Source organism: Streptomyces sp. NPDC048504 (assembly GCF_043200035.1).
Taxonomy (GTDB): domain Bacteria; phylum Actinomycetota; class Actinomycetes; order Streptomycetales; family Streptomycetaceae; genus Streptomyces.
Map to the genome: position 1 here is coordinate 43,903 of NZ_JBICXA010000002.1, position 19,503 is coordinate 63,405.

At 69.3% G+C, this 19,503-nt stretch carries 19 protein-coding genes and 1 pseudogene; 7 read left to right on the forward strand and 13 right to left on the reverse strand.

The features are described 5' to 3' along the window. Nucleotides 1-72: 72 nt before the first annotated feature. The 3 genes from ACGFY9_RS04460 to ACGFY9_RS04470 are packed head-to-tail and all read right to left on the reverse strand — an operon-like array spanning nt 73 to nt 2,941. Nucleotides 73-1,251, reverse strand: coding sequence for a dipeptidase (locus ACGFY9_RS04460; protein WP_393751873.1), 1,179 nt, complete (start codon nt 1,249-1,251; stop codon nt 73-75). Nucleotides 1,252-1,256: 5 nt separating this feature from the next. After that, nucleotides 1,257-1,793, reverse strand: coding sequence for a 5-(carboxyamino)imidazole ribonucleotide mutase (gene purE, locus ACGFY9_RS04465; RefSeq protein ID WP_393751875.1), 537 nt, complete (start codon nt 1,791-1,793; stop codon nt 1,257-1,259). Beyond that, nucleotides 1,790-2,941: a 5-(carboxyamino)imidazole ribonucleotide synthase gene (locus ACGFY9_RS04470; protein ID WP_393751877.1), complete on the reverse strand. Its 1,152-nt coding sequence runs from the start codon at nt 2,939-2,941 to the stop codon at nt 1,790-1,792. Before ACGFY9_RS04470 ends, purE begins: the two co-directional genes overlap by 4 nt. Nucleotides 2,942-3,104: 163 nt before the next feature. On the opposite strand from ACGFY9_RS04470, the gene ACGFY9_RS04475 reads away from it, so the two are divergent. Next, nucleotides 3,105-3,623 carry a GtrA family protein gene (locus tag ACGFY9_RS04475; RefSeq protein WP_393751879.1) on the forward strand — a complete coding sequence of 173 codons (519 nt, stop codon included), beginning with the start codon at nt 3,105-3,107 and terminating at the stop codon, nt 3,621-3,623. 22 nt (nt 3,624-3,645) lie between these two features. On the opposite strand, the gene ACGFY9_RS04480 is transcribed toward ACGFY9_RS04475, so the two are convergent. Next, the gene (locus tag ACGFY9_RS04480) at nt 3,646-4,923 is read right to left on the reverse strand and encodes an ATP-binding protein (protein ID WP_393751881.1); all 1,278 of its coding nucleotides are present in this window, start codon (nt 4,921-4,923) and stop codon (nt 3,646-3,648) included. A gap of 126 nt (nt 4,924-5,049) precedes the next feature. Next, complete coding sequence (locus ACGFY9_RS04485) at nt 5,050-5,727, reverse strand: response regulator transcription factor (protein WP_174447603.1); 678 nt, start codon at nt 5,725-5,727, stop codon at nt 5,050-5,052. Between the two features lie 337 nt (nt 5,728-6,064). Here ACGFY9_RS04485 and ACGFY9_RS04490 point away from each other — a divergent pair, with 337 nt between their 5' ends. Next, on the forward strand, nt 6,065-7,561 hold the full coding sequence (locus tag ACGFY9_RS04490) for an oligopeptide:H+ symporter (protein WP_393751883.1): 1,497 nt from the start codon (nt 6,065-6,067) through the stop codon (nt 7,559-7,561). Nucleotides 7,562-7,663: 102 nt separating this feature from the next. Here the strand turns inward: ACGFY9_RS04490 and ACGFY9_RS04495 are convergent, their stop codons facing one another. The 6 genes from ACGFY9_RS04495 to ACGFY9_RS04520 all read right to left on the reverse strand — a co-directional run bounded on the left by ACGFY9_RS04495 (nt 7,664) and on the right by ACGFY9_RS04520 (nt 13,157). Continuing rightward, entirely contained in the window at nt 7,664-9,004 is a 1,341-nt protein-coding gene (locus ACGFY9_RS04495) for a hypothetical protein (protein ID WP_393751885.1), read from the reverse strand. After that, entirely contained in the window at nt 9,001-10,116 is a 1,116-nt protein-coding gene (locus ACGFY9_RS04500; RefSeq protein ID WP_393751887.1) for a hypothetical protein, read from the reverse strand. The genes ACGFY9_RS04495 and ACGFY9_RS04500 overlap by 4 nt, the downstream gene beginning before the upstream one ends. After that, nucleotides 10,113-10,964 carry a hypothetical protein gene (locus ACGFY9_RS04505; RefSeq protein WP_393751889.1) on the reverse strand — a complete coding sequence of 284 codons (852 nt, stop codon included), beginning with the start codon at nt 10,962-10,964 and terminating at the stop codon, nt 10,113-10,115. The genes ACGFY9_RS04500 and ACGFY9_RS04505 overlap by 4 nt, the downstream gene beginning before the upstream one ends. A gap of 145 nt (nt 10,965-11,109) precedes the next feature. Further along, nucleotides 11,110-11,817 (reverse strand): LPXTG cell wall anchor domain-containing protein, encoded by a 708-nt coding sequence (locus ACGFY9_RS04510; protein WP_393751891.1) that lies wholly within the window; start codon nt 11,815-11,817, stop codon nt 11,110-11,112. A 228-nt stretch (nt 11,818-12,045) separates the two neighbouring features. Further along, the gene (locus tag ACGFY9_RS04515) at nt 12,046-12,573 is read right to left on the reverse strand and encodes an ATP-binding protein (RefSeq protein WP_393751893.1); all 528 of its coding nucleotides are present in this window, start codon (nt 12,571-12,573) and stop codon (nt 12,046-12,048) included. A gap of 206 nt (nt 12,574-12,779) precedes the next feature. Next, the gene (locus ACGFY9_RS04520) at nt 12,780-13,157 is read right to left on the reverse strand and encodes an STAS domain-containing protein (RefSeq protein WP_366497066.1); all 378 of its coding nucleotides are present in this window, start codon (nt 13,155-13,157) and stop codon (nt 12,780-12,782) included. A gap of 324 nt (nt 13,158-13,481) precedes the next feature. Between ACGFY9_RS04520 and ACGFY9_RS04525 the strand changes: the two genes are divergently transcribed. From ACGFY9_RS04525 to ACGFY9_RS04535, 3 genes are all read left to right on the forward strand, one after another. Next, complete coding sequence (locus ACGFY9_RS04525; RefSeq protein ID WP_393751895.1) at nt 13,482-14,363, forward strand: RNA polymerase sigma factor SigF; 882 nt, start codon at nt 13,482-13,484, stop codon at nt 14,361-14,363. Nucleotides 14,364-14,572: 209 nt separating this feature from the next. After that, the gene (locus ACGFY9_RS04530; protein ID WP_393751897.1) at nt 14,573-16,072 is read left to right on the forward strand and encodes a ricin-type beta-trefoil lectin domain protein; all 1,500 of its coding nucleotides are present in this window, start codon (nt 14,573-14,575) and stop codon (nt 16,070-16,072) included. A gap of 103 nt (nt 16,073-16,175) precedes the next feature. Further along, the gene (locus ACGFY9_RS04535) at nt 16,176-16,973 is read left to right on the forward strand and encodes a DUF5995 family protein (protein ID WP_393751899.1); all 798 of its coding nucleotides are present in this window, start codon (nt 16,176-16,178) and stop codon (nt 16,971-16,973) included. A 24-nt stretch (nt 16,974-16,997) separates the two neighbouring features. Here the strand turns inward: ACGFY9_RS04535 and ACGFY9_RS04540 are convergent. After that, nucleotides 16,998-17,827 (reverse strand): annotated as a pseudogene (locus ACGFY9_RS04540) (hypothetical protein). Next, the gene (locus ACGFY9_RS04545) at nt 17,827-18,240 is read right to left on the reverse strand and encodes an ATP-binding protein (protein ID WP_393751901.1); all 414 of its coding nucleotides are present in this window, start codon (nt 18,238-18,240) and stop codon (nt 17,827-17,829) included. The pseudogene ACGFY9_RS04540 and the gene ACGFY9_RS04545 overlap by 1 nt, the downstream one beginning before the upstream one ends. A gap of 208 nt (nt 18,241-18,448) precedes the next feature. Here ACGFY9_RS04545 and ACGFY9_RS04550 point away from each other — a divergent pair, with 208 nt between their 5' ends. Together ACGFY9_RS04550 and ACGFY9_RS04555 are read left to right on the forward strand one after the other, a co-directional pair. Next, on the forward strand, nt 18,449-19,300 hold the full coding sequence (locus ACGFY9_RS04550; RefSeq protein WP_393751903.1) for a helix-turn-helix domain-containing protein: 852 nt from the start codon (nt 18,449-18,451) through the stop codon (nt 19,298-19,300). 8 nt (nt 19,301-19,308) lie between these two features. Continuing rightward, nucleotides 19,309-19,503 (forward strand): DUF397 domain-containing protein, encoded by a 195-nt coding sequence (locus tag ACGFY9_RS04555; RefSeq protein WP_393751905.1) that lies wholly within the window; start codon nt 19,309-19,311, stop codon nt 19,501-19,503.

The window sequence follows — 19,503 nt, forward strand, 5'->3', positions numbered from 1 at the left end:
GTCGTACGCGCATCACGTTCTTACCCGCCGTCGCGCCCCTTCAACAGAACACAGGCGTTCCCGGGCCGGGAATCAGCCGTCCAGCGACTCGATCGTCGCGTTCGACGGCCCCCGCGTCGCCTGGATCCCGCGTGCCACGTCCTCCGCCGCGCCCAGCACCCGTACCGCGTTCTTCCAGGTCAGCTTGGCCAGGTCGGCCTTGGACCAGCCGCGGTCGAGGAGTTCCGCGATGAGGTTCGGGTAGCCGGAGACGTCGCCCAGGCCGTCGGGGGTGAAGGCCGTGCCGTCGTAGTCGCCGCCGATGCCGAGGTGGTCGACGCCGGCGACCTCGCGCATGTGGTCGAGGTGGTCGGCGACCGTGGAGACGGTGGCGACGGGGCGCGGGTTGCGCTCCTCGAAGGCGTGATGCACCTTCATCGCCTCTTCGGTGGTCTCCAGGTGGTGCAGGCCGTGCGCGCGCATGTTGTCGTCGGCCGCGGCCGTCCAGTCGACGGCGGCCTGGAGCACGAACTTCGGTACGAACGTCACCATCGCCATGCCGCCGTTGCCGGGCAGCCGCTCCAGCACGTCGTCCGGGATGTTGCGCGGGTGATCACAGACCGCCCTCGCCGACGAGTGGGAGAAGATCACCGGAGCCGTCGACGTGTCCAGCGCGTCGCGCATCGTCGTCGCCGCCACGTGCGAGAGGTCGACGAGCATGCCCTCACGGTTCATCTCCCGCACGACCTCACGGCCGAACGCCGACAGTCCGCCGACCCCCGGCTCGTCCGTCGCCGAGTCCGCCCACGCCACGTTGTCGTTGTGGGTGAGCGTCATGTAGCGGACGCCGAGGGCGTACAACCCCCGTAGCGTGCCGAGGGAGTTGGCAATCGAGTGCCCGCCCTCCGCACCCATGAGGGAGGCGATACGGCCTTCCCCGCGCGCCGACTCCATGTCCGCGGCGGTCAGCGCGGGCGCCAGGTCCTGCGGGTAGCGGGCGAGCAACTGCCGTACGCAGTCGATCTGTTCGAGCGTCGTCGGCACCGGGTCGGGCAGGTCCGAGCGCACGTACACCGACCAGTACTGCGCGCCGACGCCGCCCTCGCGCAGGCGCGGGATGTCGGTGTGCAGATGCGCGTTCTGGTGGACGGCGATGTCGCGGGCGTCGAGGTCATAGTTGACCTGCTTGCGCAGCGCCCAGGGCAGGTCGTTGTGCCCGTCGACGACCGGGAACTCGCGGAGCAGCTCCCGGGCCTGGTCCAGTGACGTCATCGCCGTCACTTCCCGAAGCCGAAGCCGCTGCCGGAGCCCTCGGCCTTGGCGCGCAGGCGCTTGCCCTTCTCGGTGGCCTGGTCGTTCAGCTCCTGCTGGAACTCCCGCATGCGGACGAGGAGTTCGTCGTCGTGCGTGGCCAGGATGCGGGCCGCGAGCAGGCCCGCGTTGCGCGCGCCGGCGACCGAGACGGTGGCGACGGGGACACCGGCCGGCATCTGCACGATGGACAGCAGCGAGTCCATGCCGTCCAGGTACTTCAGCGGCACGGGGACGCCGATCACCGGCAGCGGGGTCACCGAAGCGAGCATGCCGGGGAGGTGGGCGGCGCCGCCCGCGCCCGCGATGATCACCTTGAGGCCGCGGCCGTCGGCCCGCTCGCCGTACGTGATCATCTCGCGGGGCATGCGGTGCGCGGAGAGGACGTCGACCTCGTAGGCGATCTCGAACTCGTCGAGGGCCTTCCCGGCGGCCTCCATGACGGACCAGTCGGAGTCCGACCCCATGACGATTCCTACGACGGGTCCTGCGACGAAGCTCATTCGGTGATCGTGCCTCTCAGATAGCCGGCTGCGTGACGGGCGCGGTCCAGGACGTCGTCCAGGTCGTCGCCGTAGGTGTTGACGTGGCCCACTTTGCGGCCGGGCTTCACGTCCTTGCCGTACATGTGGATCTTCAGCTGGGGGTCCCGGGCCATGCAGTGCAGGTACGCGGAGTACATGTCCGGGTAGTCGCCGCCGAGAACGTTACACATCACGGTCCAGGGGGCCCGTGCGCGCGGATCGCCCAGCGGGAGGTCGAGGACCGCGCGGACGTGGTTCGCGAACTGGCTGGTGATCGCGCCGTCCTGGGTCCAGTGACCGGAGTTGTGCGGGCGCATGGCCAGTTCGTTGACGAGGACACCAGAAGACCCGTCGTCATTGCGGGTCTGGAACAACTCGACGGCGAGGTGGCCGACGACACCGAGTTCCTTGGCGATGCGCAGGGCCATCTCCTCGGCCTGGAGCGCGAGCGACTCGTCGAGGTCGGGGGCGGGCGCGATCACCGTGTCGCAGACGCCGTTGACCTGCTGGGACTCGACGACCGGGTAGGCGACGGCCTGGCCGTGCGGGGAGCGTACGACGTTGGCCGCCAGCTCCCGGACGAAGTCGACCTTCTCCTCGGCGAGCACGGGGACACCGGCGCGGAACGGCTCGGCGGCCTCCTCCGCGGAGTCGACGACCCACACGCCCTTGCCGTCGTAGCCGCCGCGGACGGTCTTGAGGACGACGGGGAAACCGTCCCCCTCGGCCGCGAACGCGACGACATCCACCGGATCGCTCACGATCCGGTGCCGCGGGCACGGCACGCCGATCTCGGCGAGCTTCGCGCGCATCACGCCCTTGTCCTGGGCGTGCACGAGCGCGTCCGGGCCGGGGCGCACGGGGATGCCGTCCGCCTCCAGAGCGCGCAGATGCTCGGTGGGTACGTGTTCGTGATCGAAGGTGATCACATCGCAGCCCCGCGCGAAGTCACGCAGCGTGTCGAGGTCGCGGTAGTCGCCGATGACGACATCGCCGACGACCTGCGCCGCGGAATCCTGAGGGGTGTCACTGAGGAGCTTGAATTTGATGCCGAGCGGGATGCCCGCCTCGTGTGTCATACGAGCGAGCTGCCCCCCGCCGACCATGCCGACTACCGGGAACGTCACTCCCCCAGGGTATCGGTCACGCCACGGCGGCCTGATTTCCGTACCTCTTACCGTTCTTTTCCGGGTCTCTTCCCGACCTGTGAGCGGCTTCACGGGCGCCGGGGGAAAGCGGTGGTTAGCATGGCTGGGTCGAGAATCCGAGAAGACGGGGGCCTGCACAACCATGGAGCCTGGTTCCGAAGGGCCTTTCAAACGGCTCGCCCGCGAGGTCGCCAAGTTCGGCGCGGTGGGCGTGGTGGGCACCGTGGTGAACTTCGCGGTCTCCAACCTGCTGTGGCATCTGACCAGCCTGCAGGCCGTGCGCGCCAACGTGATCGCGACGATCGTCGCCATCGCGTGCAACTACGTCGGCTTCCGGTACTTCACCTACCGTGACCGCGACAAGAGCGCCCGCACCAAGGAACTGAGCCTGTTCCTGGCGTTCAGCCTGGTCGGCCTGGTGATCGAGAACGGCATCCTGTTCGCGGCGATCTACGGCTTCGGCTGGGACAGCTCGCTGCAGCGCAACGTCTTCAAGGTGCTCGGCATCGGCATCGCGACGCTGTTCCGCTTCTGGTCGTACCGCAGCTGGGTGTTCAAGGCGCTGCCGGTGGAGGACGAAGAGGCCGAGGCCCCGATCGCGGGGGCCTTTCTGAAGCCCCAGCCGGAGCCGCTGCCCCGCCCCAAGCAGCACGTGAGCTGAACAGCCCACTCCCTCCGGCCCCCTAGCGGACCGTGGGCTCGTCGTCGTCCACGGGCAGCCGCTTCGTCGGCGGCGTACGCGACAGGAAAAGCCCGAACACCGGCGGCTGCGCCTGCAGCATCTCCAGCCGCCCGCCGTCCGCCTCCGCGAGATCCCGCGCTACGGCCAGCCCGATCCCGGTGGAGTTACGACCGCTGATCGTCCGCTCGAAGATGCGCGCACCGAGGTCCGTGGGAACCCCGGGCCCCTCGTCCGTGACTTCCACGACGGCCTGGTTGCCGGTGACGCGGGTGCGCAGGGCGACCGTGCCGCCGCCGTGCATCAGGGAGTTCTCGATCAGCGCGGCCAGCACCTGCGCGACGGCGCCCGGGGTGCCGACGGCCTGGAGATGCCGCTTGCCCGAGCTGACGATCGCGCGGCCCTCGCTGCGGTAGGCGGGGCGCCACTCGGCGAGCTGCTGCTGGATGACCTCGTCGAGGTCGAAGGTGACGGCGGAGCCGGTGCGGGGGTCACGCGCGTTCGTCAGCAGCCGCTCCACGACGTCCGTGAGCCGCTCGACCTGCGTCAGCGCGATCGTCGCCTCCTCCTTCACCGTGTCCGGGTCGTCGGTGAGGGTGATCTCCTCCAGCCGCATGGACAGCGCGGTCAGCGGCGTACGCAACTGGTGTGAGGCATCGGCGGCCAGCCGTCGCTCGGCGGTGAGCATGCGGGCGATGCGCTCGGCGGAGGAGTCGAGGACGTCGGCGACCCGGTCCAGCTCGGGGACGCTGTACCGCTTGTGCCGGGGCCGCGGGTCACCGGAACCGAGCCGCTCCGCGGTCTCCGCGAGGTCGGTGAGCGGCGAGGCGAGCCGGTTGGCCTGCCGTACGGCGAGCAGCACGGCGGCGACCACGGCCAGCAGGGCGACGGCGCCGATGATGAGCAGCGTCCGCCCGACCTCCCGGGTGACGGTCGAGCGCGGCTCCATCACGGTGACCGTCTCGCCCTCCTCGCCCTTGGCGGTGGAGCGGATGACGTCACCGGCCGGCTTGGTGCCGACCTCGATCACCGGGTCACCCGGGATCCGGATCACGGCGTACCGGTCCTCCGTGACCTGCGTGCGCAGCACCTCGGAGTCGACGATCTCCGCCCCGAGAATCCGGCTGTCCACGATGCTGGCCAGCCGGAGCGCCTCGGAGTCCACCCGTTCCTGGGCGCTGTTACTGATCGTGCGCGTCTCCACGATGACAAGAGACACACCAAAGACAGCGATCACGACGAGCACCACGGCAAGCGTGGACTGAATAAGACGACGACGCACGGCACTCTCCGAGAAACGGCGACTTCAGCGCCCTAAAGGGGCGCGGGGAACTGCGCGACCAGCCACGAACCACGGCCAGTCGCGCACATCACACCAGGCACCCACGGCGCAACGCGCGTAGCCGACCTAGCTTTTCTCGAACCGGAACCCGACACCCCGCACCGTCGCGATGTACCGGGGGTTCGCCGCATCGTCACCGAGCTTCTTCCGCAGCCAGGAGATGTGCATGTCGAGGGTCTTGGTCGACGACCACCACGTCGTGTCCCACACCTCGCGCATCAACTGGTCACGAGTCACCACCCGCCCGGCATCCCGCACGAGCACCCGCAGCAGGTCGAACTCCTTGGCGGTGAGCTGGAGTTCCTCGTCGCCCATCCACGCACGGTGGGACTCGACGTCGATACGGACGCCGTGTGTGGCGGGCGGCTGCGCGGGCTCGGCCGCGCCGCGCCGGAGCAGGGCCCGGACGCGGGCGAGCAGTTCGGCGAGCCGGAAGGGTTTGGTGACGTAGTCGTCGGCGCCCGCGTCGAGGCCGACGACGGTGTCCACCTCGTCGGCGCGCGCGGTCAGGATGAGGATCGGGACGGTGTGGCCCTCGGCGCGCAGTCGGCGGGCCACTTCCAGGCCGTCCATGCCGGGCAGGCCCAGGTCCAGGACACACAGGTCGATGCCGCCCTGGATGCCGGCGTCGAGCGCTGTCGGTCCGTCCTCGCGCACCTCGACCTCGTAACCTTCCCGTCGCAAAGCGCGGGCCAGCGGCTCCGAGATGGACGCGTCGTCCTCGGCGAGCAGTACACGGGTCATGAGGTGATGGTAGTCCGCCTCGGACAGCGGTCGGGGTGTGATCGCCGCGAGTGATTCTTACCTTGGGGCAAGTCGGATTCGCAGCGGTGAAGAATCTGGTCCGAACCTGTGCCTGTGGGATGCCATCCTTGTATTCACCTTCGAAAGATCGACCACGGTTCCACTTATCCCTGTGATCGATGTCTCAAGTCCTTCCATTTCCGGCGGTGTCCTGCCGTATGGTGACCTGACCGCCTGTAGTAGCACCGGGGACCTTTGGCGAGCATTTCCAGCTGAAGGTCTCTTTTGTGTGCGGGCTGGCCCGCTGCCAGCCTCCCCCCACCAGCAAGGAACGACCATGGCGTCCAGCCTGACGAAGGACTCGGTGACTCCGGGCACCCCCGGTTCCGAGAAGACCTTCTTCGGCCACCCCCGCGGACTGGCCACTCTCTTCATGACCGAGATGTGGGAGCGATTCTCCTACTACGGCATGAAGGCACTGCTCCCGCTGTACCTGGTGGCACCGGGCGGCCTGCACATGAGCGCGGCCACCGCGACCGCGATCTACTCGGTGTACCTGTCGCTCGTGTACCTGCTCACCCTTCCCGGCGGCTGGTTCGCGGACCGTGTCCTCGGCCCGCGCAAGACGGTCGCCGTCGCCGGCGTGATCATCATGCTCGGCCACCTCACCCTGGCCCTCCCGTCCTCGGGCACGTTCTTCGCGGGCCTCGGCCTGGTGGCGATCGGCTCGGGTCTGCTGAAGGCCAACATCTCCACGATGGTCGGCCACCTCTACGAGGGCCCGGACGACCCGCGCCGTGACGGCGGCTTCACGCTCTTCTACATCGGCATCAACATCGGCGCGTTCGCCGCGCCGCTGGCCATCGGCACCGTCGGCGAGAACTACAACTGGCACCTCGGCTTCGCTCTCGCCGCGGTCGGCATGGCCATCGGCCTCGCCCAGTACCTGCTCGGCACACGCCACCTCAGCTCCCGCTCGGACATCGTCCCCACGCCGCTGTCCGCCGAGGAGAAGGCGGCCACGCTGCGCAAGTCGGGCCTGTGGGCGGCCGTCGCCGTCGTCTTCTACGCGATCGTCGGCTTCTCCGGCCACTACACGCTGAACTGGCTGCTGGTCCCGATCACCGTCGCCGGCCTGCTGATCCCCGTCCTGGTCATCGCCCGCATCAAGCGCGACAAGGACCTCGACCGGGCCGAGCAGTCGAAGATGTCCGCGTACATCTGGTTCTTCGTCGCCGCGGCCGTGTTCTGGATGATCTACGACCAGGGCGGCTCGACGGTGTCCCTGTTCGCCGACTCCTCCGCGAAGAACACCGTCTTCGGCTGGAACTTCCCGATCTCCTGGTACCAGTCGGTCAACCCGGTCCTCATCATGGCCCTGGCCCCGGTCTTCGCCTGGGCCTGGCTGGCCCTGGCCCGCCGCGGCAAGGAGCCGAGCACGGCGACCAAGTTCGCGATGGGTCTGGTCCTCATCGGCGCGTCCTTCTTCCTCTTCCTGGCCCCCCTCGCGATCGCCGACGGCGGTCACAAGGCGGCGGCGATGTGGCTCGTGGCGATCTACTTCGTCCAGACGGTCGGCGAGTTGACCCTCTCCCCCGTCGGCCTCTCCGTCACCACGAAGATGGCCCCCGCGAAGTACGCCTCCCAGATGATGGGCGTCTGGTTCCTCGCGGTGACGGCGGGCGACGCGACGACGGGCCTCCTGTCCATCGCCGGCGTCGACCTGAACAAGACGGGCATCGTCACCCTCCAGGCCTTCCTCGCGGTCCTCGCGGGCGCGGCGGTGTGGATGTACCGCAAGAAGGTCAGGGAACTCATGGGCGACGTCCACTGACACTCGTCTACGGCAACGCGACAAAGGGCCGCTGGATCCTTCGGGGTGTGGCGGCCCTTTGTCGCATGCCCGGTGTTTCCACTGACCGTTGGGCCGTACTTGTCAGCGCAGTCGCCTCCGCCCCGGCATGAACGTGAACACCGCCACGCCGAGCAGGATCGCCGTACCGGAGACCAGGCCGAGCGCCTTCAGGCCGCCGTGGCTGTCCGAGCCGGTTTCCGCCAAGCCTCCCGAGGTGGATGTCGACGTTGACGTACCGCCCGATGTCGAAGAGCCGCCGGACGCTCCGCTTGCCTGTTCCGTCGTGTCCAGAGTCAGGGAGACCTCCGACTTCGTGGGGGTGCAAGTCGTCGTCGTGCCGAGGGCGTTGACCGTCAGGACGCCGGGGGACAGTGTCGACGTACCGCTCGCGCCGGGCTTGTACGTGCCGGTCAGGTCCGGGATCTCTATCGGGTCGCCGGACTTGATGGCGGCGGAGTTGGTCGGGCCCTCCACGTGGACCGTGCCCTTGTCGGCGCCGCCCAGGACCACCTCCATCGACGGCTTCACGGAGTCCGCCGGGATGTCCGCAGGGCTGTCCATCACCGACCCGTTGAACTTCACGGTGAGGTCGTAACTCCCGCCGTCCTTCGTGGCGTTGATCTGGACAGGCGAGGTCGCGTTCTTGTCGCCGATCGGCGTCTTGCACGCGTAGGGGACGGAGACCTCCTTGCCGGTGAAGTCCGTCTGACCGGTTCCGGTGCCGTCGCTCGCGGACGCGGACGCGGATGCCGATGCCGATGCCGAGTCACTCGGCGACGCTGACTCCGATGCCGATGCCGATGCCGACGTCGAGTCCGATGGGGTGGGGGACGTGCTGGACGAACTGCCGTCACCCGCCGTCACATTGATCGTCGCCGAAGGCGAGACCGTCGCCGTCGGCGTGCACTTCGTGTCCGTCGAGAACGCGTTGACCGTGTACGCGTCCGGTGTCAGCGTCACCGACCCCGCCGTCGTCAGCTTCAACGTGCCCTTCATGTCGGACAGGGTCATCACCGCGCCCTTGGGGATCGCCGGGTTCGTGCGCGGGCCCTGCATCGCGATGTCGGCGGTCTGTGCGCCGCCCGCCTTCAAGATCCCGGACGGCTGGACCGAGTTGGCGGGCAGGTCGATGATGTCGGGGTTCTTGGACGCGGCCTGGGTGAACTTCCAGACGACGTCGACCGTGTCGCCCACCTTCGCCGTGGCGGGCGCGGTGATCTCGACCTTGGTGGTGCCGTCGACCGGGTCGATGCCGGCGGGCGGCACGCAGTGGGTGGCGTAGGACACCTCGGCGGCCTGCGCGGACCCGGCGGTCAGGCCGAGCGCGAGGCCCGCAACGCCGAGGACCAGCGCGAACGTGGCCGCGCCCGCTCTCCGTACGCCGCCTCCGCCGGCCGGTGTGACTCTCCTTCGCTTGCTCACGTAAGTCCCTTCCTGGTGGGAGTCGTCGGACTCGTCGGGCTGTCGTCGTGCGGTGCGGAGAGTCGACCGGCCGTGCCCGGATCGGAGTCCGGGGTGAACCACGGCAGGGTCGAGGTCGTAGGGGCGGCCGCGGCTGCTTCCCGGGAGGCGGCCGCCTTGCCCAACTTCGGCATGCGCAGGGTGACTTGGGTGGGCATGTGCAGGGCCCTGTGCCGGGGCGGGCCCGTGCTGCGGGCCGCCTTGCGTGGCCGTAGCCGGTCCACCACGGCCATGCCGATGCGGAACACCGCCGCCGGTACGACCACGCAGACCAGGATCCAGAACAGGGTCACGCCCCAGGGGCGGCCGACTCCCCATGGCTGTTCGGCGAGTACCCGGCCGCCGTACTTCATCGAGACGGTGTAGTCGCCGTGCGCTCCGGCCGAGAGTTCGACGGGGAGTTTGATCTCCGCCTTGCCGCCGGGCGCGATCGTGCCGCTGAACTGCTGGTCGTCCCACTGCGGCGCGAACACCCCGTGGGAGGTGCCGACTTGGAACACGGGGTTCTTGACGGGGGACGAACCGGCGTTGCCGACGGTGAAGACCAGTGTGCGGGACGGTGGCGCCCCGAACCAGGTCAGCAGCCCGCTCGAACCGTCCAGCCGGGTGTCGGAGAGCACCGACAGGCGGCCGGTCGACGGCTCCGCGGGCAGTGGTTCGATCGCGTGGCCCGCCACCTGGAAGACCGTGTCCGCCGACGCGCTCGCACCCGTCACCGTCGCCACATGCACCACGCACGGGCACGGCACCGGCGGTTCGGACACCGGCAGCTTCCTGCTGAAGACGCCCTTGGCGTCCGTCGTGACGGCTCTGCCGTCCGCGTTCGCACAGGAGTTGGTGCCGCCGATCACCCCGCGCGCGGGCGTCGCCTGCCCGCAGACCAGCATCATCAGCAGGGCGTGCGGCCGCCAGCCGTTCCCGGAGACGGTGATCGAACCGCCCGTCCCCGCCTGCGACTTGGAGAGCTTCACACTCGGACCGCCCGCCGCCGCGGCAGACGTCGCCCCCGCCAACGGCAGCAGAAGCAGCGCGAGCACCGCCACCAGCGCCGGAATCCGCACCTTGCCGCTCACATCACCGCTCCCGTCAACTCGGCCTGCGTGCGCGGGTGTTCGGCCGTCTCGTCGCCTTCGTCCGTACGGCGCCGGTGACGTCGTAGTCGTACGAGAAGCAGCGCCGCCCCGGCCGTCAGCGCACCCCCGGTCCCCGCCACCGCTCCCCACGGCACGAACCGTGTCGACACGGCCGCCGTGTCGTGGGCGCCGCCCGTCGCCGTGACCGTGAGGCGTAGGTCGACCGCGTCCAGGGTGGGGTGGTCGGGCCAGGGTTCGGTGAGCTTCAGGCTTTGGCCCGGCGGGAGTTGGACGGGGAGGGTGCGGGGGGTGCGGTCCAGGAGGGTGCCGAAGACGCCGGTGGCGTGGACGGCGACGTTCGGGGTGAGGGGTGTGGTGCCGCGGTTGACCAGTTCGTAGGTGATGCCGCTGCCGTGGACCGCTACGTGTTCGATGGTTAGTGCTGACAACGCCGGTCCGGCTATGTGGAGTTGGAGCCGTACGGTCGCCTCTCGGCCCTTCGTGTCGCGCGCGGTGATCGTGGCGGTGCGGTCGCCGGGGGCGGCGGTCGTCGGGACGTTCACCGTGAAGGGGATGTCGGCTCGGGTGCGGGCCGGGACCCCGACTCCCGTGTCGGCGAAGGTGATCGGGACGCCTGTGGCCCGCAGTCGTACCGTGATCGGGCGGCCGGTCGGGTTGGTCACGGACACCGCGTCCTGGAGGGTCGTGCCGGGCTCGCCCTCGGCGTAGAACGTCGGGCGTCCGCCGCCCGCGGGCGCAACGGTCCATCCCCCGGCGGCCGTTGCGGTCGGTGCGGCCGCCAGGAGGGCGAGGAGGGACAGACACAGGACGCGGGCGGTTGACAGCATGGGCGGCTCCATAGAACAGGTGCGGCGCAAAGCGCCCCGAAGGGGCGCGGGGCAGTGTCGATTTGCGGCTCCGCCGCGCGGGCGCGACCAGCCACGACGGCGCCGCAGCCGATCGACGGCACTTCCCGGCACTTCAGCGGAGCTCCTAGCGGCGGGCGCGGGCCGTCTGGTTGCGCCGGGTCAGCCACAGGGTGCCCGCCGCGCCCGCGAGCAGGACCGTGCCGCCGAGCGTGCCGAGGGCGACGACCGAGTCGTCGGGGCCGGTCTTCGGGAGCGTGCCGCTGGAGTCGGTGCCCGTGCCGGTGTCGCTGCCGGTCGAGCCGCTGGATCCCGACGAGCCGCCCGCCGCCGTGACGTCCAGCGTGAGGGACGGGCCGGGGCTGTTGGTGGGCGTGCACGTCGTCGTCGTACCGAGGGCCTTGATGGTGAGGACGGCCGCCGTGAACGTGACCTTGCCGGACGCCTTCGGGGTGTACGTGCCCGTCAAGTCGTTGATTTTGATGGGGGTGTTGGCGGGGATCGCGGCCTGGTTGGCCGGGCCCGACACCGAGACCGTGCCGCTGTCCGCGCCGCCCACCTTGATGGTGGCGCTCGGGCTCATGGCGCCCTTGCCGAGTTCGACGGGGCTGGACGAGACGCCCTTCTGCCAGGACATGGTGAGCTTGTAGCCGCTGCCGCTCTTGACACCCTTGATGTCGATCGGCGAGACGGCGGTCTTGACGCCGATGGGCGTCTGGCACTTGTAGTTGACGTCGACCACGTCGGCCCGGGCTGCGGGGGCGGCCATGAATACCGCCGAGCCGGCCAGGGCCGCGACGGACGCGAGCGCTGCGGTTCGTTTCTGGTACGACACGGTCCCCTCATTCCTGACGGCACATCAGATCGGCCGTCAAGGTACGCCCGGCGTCGTGAGGAGGGAAGACAAGACGCACGCCGGAGTTGTGACGATCCGGCGTGCGCGAAGGGGTTACGGAGTGGAGGGGGTGACCGGGGGTAACCCGAGGTGGACGAGTGGGGGGCCAGGTCAGGGCGCGGGGACACGGACATCCCGACCAGGCAAAGGCTCCGGCTCCGGGCAGGGCTAGGCGGGGGCGCCCAGCTCCGCCCATACCGTCTTGCCGGTGACTCCCGGGGCGCGGACGACCCCCCAGTCCAGGCAGAGCCGCTGCACGATGAACATGCCGTGGCCGCCGGGGCGGCCCGCGCGGTGCGGGGTTCTGGGGGCGGGCTGGCCCGTGCCGCAGTCGGAGACCTCGACCCGGATCTTCTTGTTCTCGCAGGTGATCCACATCTCGTCCGGGCCCTCGGCGTGCAGACAGGCGTTGGTGACCAGTTCGGAGACGACGAGGAGCACGTCCTCGGCGGCCGCGCGCCGGTCGGCACCCTCGGCGGGCAGCCAGCCCCAGGCGTACAGGGCCTGGCGGGCGAAGTCGCGGGCCAGCGGTACGACCCCGCTCTCGCCCGCGAAACTGAGCCTGCGGGTGTTCCGGCCCACGGCCGGTTCGGCGTCGTCCCCGGCGGACGGCACGGAAGCGCCTCCGGCGGGCGCCTCCGCAGCGCCACCGGGCTCCGGGCGGTCGCCCGGCGGGTAGGGCCGGGTGGTGCTCATCAGCGCTTCACCTCACCGATTCACCGGTTCACGATTCAAGAGTCGGTACGTGTTCAAGAGTCAGTACGTGGATCAGGAGCGATTTCGTCGCTCGGGGTCTCGACAGGTTCAGATGTTCTCCTGCCCGAGCGAACCGGCAAAACACCCCTTACTCGGCACGGAAGACGAGGCACGGGGAATGAGCCGGTCGCACGGGGAGAACGGGGTCAGCCGGACTCGTCGGCGAGGGCGGCCCCGAGGGTGTCATGGACGGTGAAGACCGCTTCCGCCCCTGTGATCTCGAACACGCGCGCCACCGCGGGCTTCATCGCCGCGAGGTGCACTCCGCCACCTGCGGCTTCCGCCTTCAGGCGCGCGCCGAGCAGTACGTTCAGGCCCGTGGAATCGCAGAACTCCAGCCCTGAGCAGTCCACGACGAGCCGTGCGTACCCATGGGCGAGCAGGTCCTCCAGCGGTTCCCGCAACAGATCGGCGGTGTGGTGATCCAACTCACCCGCCGGCGTCACGACAGCGCTGAGGCCCTGTTTCCGCACCTCGACCAGAAGCCGGCCAGACTGTGCGCTGCCGACCGTCCCGCGGTCCATGCCGTCTCTCTCTCCCGAGGTCGTGGCTGTTGACGTTCGCCCTGGAACACTACGCCTTCCTCACACTCTCCGACACCCGAACAACCGCCCGTAAATGGACATATGGGTACACAGCGCACTTGCGGCGGGCTCCGGAAAACGGGTAGGGCTAGTAGAGACAAGTATTTGGACATTCGATACGACGGACAAGACCGGTCACCGACCGGCTCTCGCCCCGACTGTCGAAACGACCGACCGACCGACACGACCGGCTTTGGAGGCGCCGCACTCCGCAGTGCACGCACCGGCTTCGGCAGCCATATGCCGAGAACGATGGAGGACGCCATGTCACCCCGGCTCGACGCATCGCCTACCCCCGCAGCGACGTCGACACCCCCACCGGCACAACTGGATCCCAATGCCATCGAGGGGCTCCCCGAGATCCCCCCGTACGACGAGGTCGGCGCCGTAGACGCACGGGCGCTCTCCAAGACCCTCTTCGAGCGGCTCGAATCACTCGAAGAAGGCACGCACGAGTACGCGTACGTCCGCAACACCCTCGTCGAACTCAACCTCGCACTGGTCAAGTTCGCCGCCTCCCGGTTCCGCTCGCGCAGCGAACCGATGGAGGACATCATCCAGGTCGGCACCATCGGCCTGATCAAGGCGATCGACCGCTTCGAACTCAGTCGCGGTGTCGAGTTCCCCACCTTCGCGATGCCAACCATCGTCGGTGAGATCAAGCGCTTCTTCCGTGACACCTCGTGGTCCGTGCGCGTCCCGCGCCGGCTGCAGGAACTCCGGCTCGACCTGGCCAAGGCCGGCGACGAACTGGCCCAGCAACTCGACCGCGCCCCCACCGTGGCCGAGTTGGCCGAGCGCCTGAAGCTCTCCCGCGATGAGGTCGTCGAGGGCATGGCAGCGTCAAACGCCTACACGGCCAGCTCACTTGACGCGCAACCCGAGGAGGACGACTCCGAGGGCGCCCTCGCGGACCGTATCGGCTACGAGGACCACGGACTCGAAGGCATCGAGTACGTCGAGTCGTTGAAGCCGCTGATCGCCGAACTCCCGTCCCGGGACCGGCAGATCCTCTCCCTGCGCTTCGTCGCCAACATGACGCAGTCGGAGATCGGCGACGAGCTGGGCATCTCGCAGATGCACGTGTCGCGGCTGCTGTCGCGGACACTGGTGCGGCTGCGGAAGGGACTCACGGTCGAGGAGTAGGAACTCCCCTGGCCGTACGCCCGTATTGCCCGTATCGCCTGTACTGAGCGCGGCGCGCGTGTGTGCGCCGCGCTCAGGCGTTCCCGGACTCGCCCGTACCACCCCCGGGGTTACCCACAGAAACCTCTTTCCCCACCGGTCTCCTTCCACCACTATGGGCACCCGACAAACTGGCTGGTAGGTCAGGACGGGCGCGAGGAGGCGGGTGAATGGTTCGCTCCGAGAAGGACGACGGCATACCCGGAGCGTCCGACGCCCGGCTCACGGAGTTGCTGCGCGCCGACACGTCCACGGTCTACGCGGTCCTGCGGGAACTCCGCACCCGGCACCAGCCGTCCGTGCTCTCCTACGCCCGCCTGTGCACGACGAGCGAGTCGGCGGCCCGGCAGCTGGCCGCCCAGGCGTTCACCCTCGCGGCCCGCGAGACGGCACGCGGCGTGGACCCGTCCGTCCCCTGGCGGCACCAACTCCTGCTGCTGACAGGGCGGGTGGCCGCGTCGTGGTCCCGGGACGACCGCTCGACCGGCCTGGACGCCGGCCTCCTCCTGCTCCTGAACACGACGGACCCGGCACCTTCCATGCTCCCGGCGTTCCTCTCGCTCCCCTCCCGGACTCAGGGCCTGGTCTGGTACGGCATCGTCGACAGGGAACCGGAGACCGTGACCGCCTCCTTCCTGGGCCTCACCTCCGAGGACGTCGTCCACGGCACCGGACCGGCCCTCCAGTCCATGGCCCAGGCCTGCCTGAAGTCCCGCCTGGCCGCCTCCGACGACCCGCGCTGCGGTGACTTCCGGCGTCTGATCGAGGAGTCGGTACGCCCCGACAACCCCCGCGACAGCGCCGACCTGCACGCGCACATGGCGCAGTGCGTCCACTGCACGGGCGCGTACGAGGAACTGACGGCACTGCGGGACGGGCCGCGGGCGACCCTGGCGGAGGGGTTGGTGGCGTGGGCGGGGGCGTCGTACGCGATGCGGGGCCGCGAGGAGGCGAGGAGCAACGCCCGCGGGACTCCGGCGAGTTGGGCACCTTCGCGTCGGCTGGTGCTGGCGTCGGCGGCGCTGGGGGTGGCGTTGGTGCCCCTGGTGTTCTTTCTGCTGCGGCCGGGCGGGACGACGTCGCATCCGGGCGCGGCGGCGGGAGCGGTGGCGATTCCGTCGACTCCGTCCGAGGTGACGGTGACGGCGACGGTGCCGGTGAAGCCGTCCACGACTCCTTCCAATCCTTCCAAGTCACCGTCCTCGCCGAGGAGTTCGAAGCCGAGGCGCTCCGCGAGCGCGACGCCCTCCCCGTCCCCGGCCTCGCACGCGCCCGACGGCACCTCCGCGCGGGTCGTGAACGTCTCCACGGGCCGGTGCCTGGACATCCGCGACGGCGACCTGACGGAGGGCACGGATGTGATCACGGCCCCCTGCACCTCGTCCGACACCCAGCTGTGGCGCGTCGACGCCGGGCGCGGGGTGGTGCAGTCCTCCGCCGACTCCGACCTGTGCCTGGACAGCCGGGGGTCCGTGGCCAAGGGCGTCGGCATCTGGGAGTGCGATTCGGTGGACGGGAACCACGGCGAGAACCTGCGGTTCACGGTGGACGCGGACGGGGTGATCCGCCCGGCGATCGCGATCCTGACGGGGATGGCACCGGACGGGGAGGAGGGGGTGTCACTGGTGCCGCTGAGCGGGGGTGCGGAGCAGCGGTGGCGGGCGGGGTGAGACGGGGTCCTGCGGGCCGGGTGTGGGTGTGAGCCGTACCGGAGCTGTCATTTCGGTGAGACTGAGCAGTCCGAACTGTGGCTCCGCCAAAGGGGAGTTGGGCATGGCTGCACAGGCACAGGCGCAGAACATCGACGAGGTCGTGGACGGGCTTGCGGGGATCGTGCGGGAGGCGACCGGTGCGGGGGACCGGGTCGGGTACTTCGCGGCGCTGTACCGGCAGGTGACGGTGGAGATCCGCAAGGCCATCCACGCCGGGCAGTTCGAGGACGGCCCCCGGATGGACCGTTTCGACACGCTCTTCGGCAACCGCTATTTCGACGCGTACGACGCCTGGCGCCGCGACCGGAGCGGGCCGCGCTGCTGGCGCGAGACGTTCGGTCTGCTCGACGACGCCGACACGGTGATCGTCCAGCACCTGATCCTCGGCGTGAACGCGCACATCAACCTCGACCTGGCCGTGGCCGCCGCGCGGACGAGCCCCGGCGAGGACATCCACGCACTCCAGCACGACTTCCTGCTGATCAACGACATCCTCGCGGGGGTGGTGCTGGTGCTGGAGGACTCGGTGGGCGCCGTATCCCCCCTCCTGTCCCTGCTGGACAAGGTCGGGGGCCGCACGGACGAGGAGATCCTGGACTTCAGCGTCGTCCAGTCCCGCCAGGAGGCCTGGTACAACGCCGTGCTGCTGGCCGGGCAGACGGAGGCGCAACGTGAGACCACCATCGACCGGCTCGATGTCCGGGCCGCGGTACTGGCCCGGTTGATCGCCCGGCCGGGCCTTCTCGTCCGGCCGGCGCTTGAGTTGATCCGGGGGACCGAGAGTGGTGACGTGGGGGCTGTCATCGCGCATCTGGACGGGGCGATGGAGCGGGCATCCGCCGGGCGGGGCACGGGCTGAGGCCCGGCGGATCAACCGTCCGACTCAGGGCCTTTCGGTGAACAACTCCCCCGCGTCGGCGATCTCGTAGGAGCGGTCGAGCCAGGTACCGAGTGCGTCGATGTCGGTGCAGGCGAGGATGCGGTCGCGGATGTCGTCGGGTACGTCGATCTGACGCCACTGGAGGGTTCGCAGAATCGTCGCCGCGCGCTCCTGAGCCCGTCCCTCCTCACGGCCTTCCTCGCGGCCTTCCTCGCGCACCTGCTCCGCCAGCGGGTGCCGCCAGAAGTACTGGATCGCCGTCATCAGGTCCCTCCACATCTGCTGGGCCTGGCGGTCTGCCAGGCATGAGTCGACGAACTGCACGAAGACCGCGGCGCTGTCCGGGTCGATGGTCCGCAGGGCGGTAGCCAGGTTTTCCAGTATGGCGGCGGCCTGCGGGCCACGGCCATGTGTCATCGCCGAAAGCACCGCAAGGGGTACGTCCCGTTCGGCCTCGCGCTCGCCCACGATCACCGGCACGTTGTCCGGGCCCAGGACGAAGGGGCGCACCGTCAGCGAGGGACACCCGCGTACCCCGAGATGGATGGGCTCCGCCGCCCAGCGGGCCGTAGCGCTGTTCTGGGTGATGACGATGAGCACCGGTTCGCAGCGGTACTTCTCATGCAGGTAGCTGAGGTAGTACGGCCAGCTGCCGCGTTTCCTGTCGTCCGGCTTGCCCTGCGATTCGACGACCAGGAGGTAGGCCCCGTCGTCGGTCTCCGCCCGGAGCAGCGTGGGAAGGGGATGCGTAACACGCTCTGCAGGGCGCGGGTCAGAAGCGCGGGGTCCTTCTGGAAGATCCGGTGCAGCGCTTCGTGCGACGAGCTGACCACTACGCCACCTCCAGTTCGCACCACACGTACTTGCCGCGCTGCCCGTTCCTGGACAGCGGCTGCCACCCCCAGGAGTCCGAACACGCCCGAACCAACGCGAGCCCTCTCCCTGCCTCGGCGCCCAAGAGCTCCCCCAACTGGCCCGGCGGTTCAGGGGGTTCGGGGTCCGCGTCCCACGCCCCGACCCGCAGTACCCCCGCCGCCCACCGCACCCGGAGCATCACCGGCCCCTTCGTGTGCAGTACGGCGTTGGCCACCAGCTCCGTCGCGAGGAGTTCGGCGGTGTCCACGACCCGGATGAGGCCGTGCGCGGTGAGGACGAGGCGCAGGGTGCGGCGGCAGACGGTGACGGCACGGCGATCGTGCGGGACGGAGAGGGAGTACTCCCAGGGTTCGGGCTCGGTTTCGGGCATGCGGCAGCTCCGGACGGGGTGAGGTGGGTGATGGGCGCGGGCGGTGGCATTGCCGCAGCCGTCATGGCAGGACGAAGCGGTGCGCTTCCGCAGCGTGTGCGTCGCATCACTGAAGGTAGAGCAAAAAATTTTGCTCGCGCAAGCCGATGTCGTAATCTGACCCCCGAATGAGGCACAGCCGCGGGGCAGTTGAGGTCGGGAGGGGCGCATGGCGCCAAGGAGCCAACCCACGGCACGACAGGTGCGTCTGGGCACCGAGTTGCGCCGGTTGCGGGAGGCAGCCGGGCTGAAAGCCCGCGAGGCGGCAAGCCTGTTGAACTCGACGTCAGCCCAGATGAGCCAGGTGGAAGCGGGCTTCGCGGGTGTGAGCGAGGAACGCGTAAGGCGACTGGCTGCTCACTATGCCTGCACCGACGAGGCGTTGATCGACGCGCTCGTGGCGATGGCGACCGACCGGACACAGGGGTGGTGGGAGGACTTCCGGGGCGTTCTACCGACATCCTTTCTGGACCTCTCGGAACTGGAACATCACGCGGTGTTCCAGCACGAGGTGGTCATCACCCACGTACCGGGGCTGCTCCAGACACCCGACTACGCACGGTCAGTGTTCTCGTACATGAATCCGGGTCTGCCGTCGAGCGAACTGGAGCCAAGGGTCGAACACCGCATGCGACGCCGCGCAGTCCTGGAAGTGGACAGCCCGACCCCGTACGAGGCGATCGTCCACGAGTTCGCACTACGCATCCGCGTCTCCGACCGCCGTGTCGCTCGCGCACAACTCAAGCAGATGCTGGACCTGAGCGAACAGGACCACGTCACCGTGCGTGTCATCCCCGTCGACCAGGACGACTTCGCCGGCGCGGGAGCAGCGATGATCTACCTCGGCGGTCCGGTACCCCGGCTGGACACCGGCCTCCGCGATGCGCCCGTGAACAAGGGGCCCCTCGATACCGAAGCCCAGCTTCAACGGCTTCGTACCCTTCTCCTTAAGGTGGGTAAGGCGTCACTCGCTCCCGCACAGTCGCGGGAGTTCATCCACCATCTGGCAAAGGAACTGTGAGGACCCGCATGACCCAGGCACGGCATTGGCAGAAGTCCACCTTCTCCGACGGCAGCGACGGCGATGCCTGCGTCGAACTCGCCGCCACCCAGGCCATCCTCCACCTCCGCGAGAGCGACACTCCCAGCACCGAACTCACCACCAGCACCGCCCCGTTGACCCACCTCATACACGGCATCAAGTCAGGCCTGTTCCGCACCTGA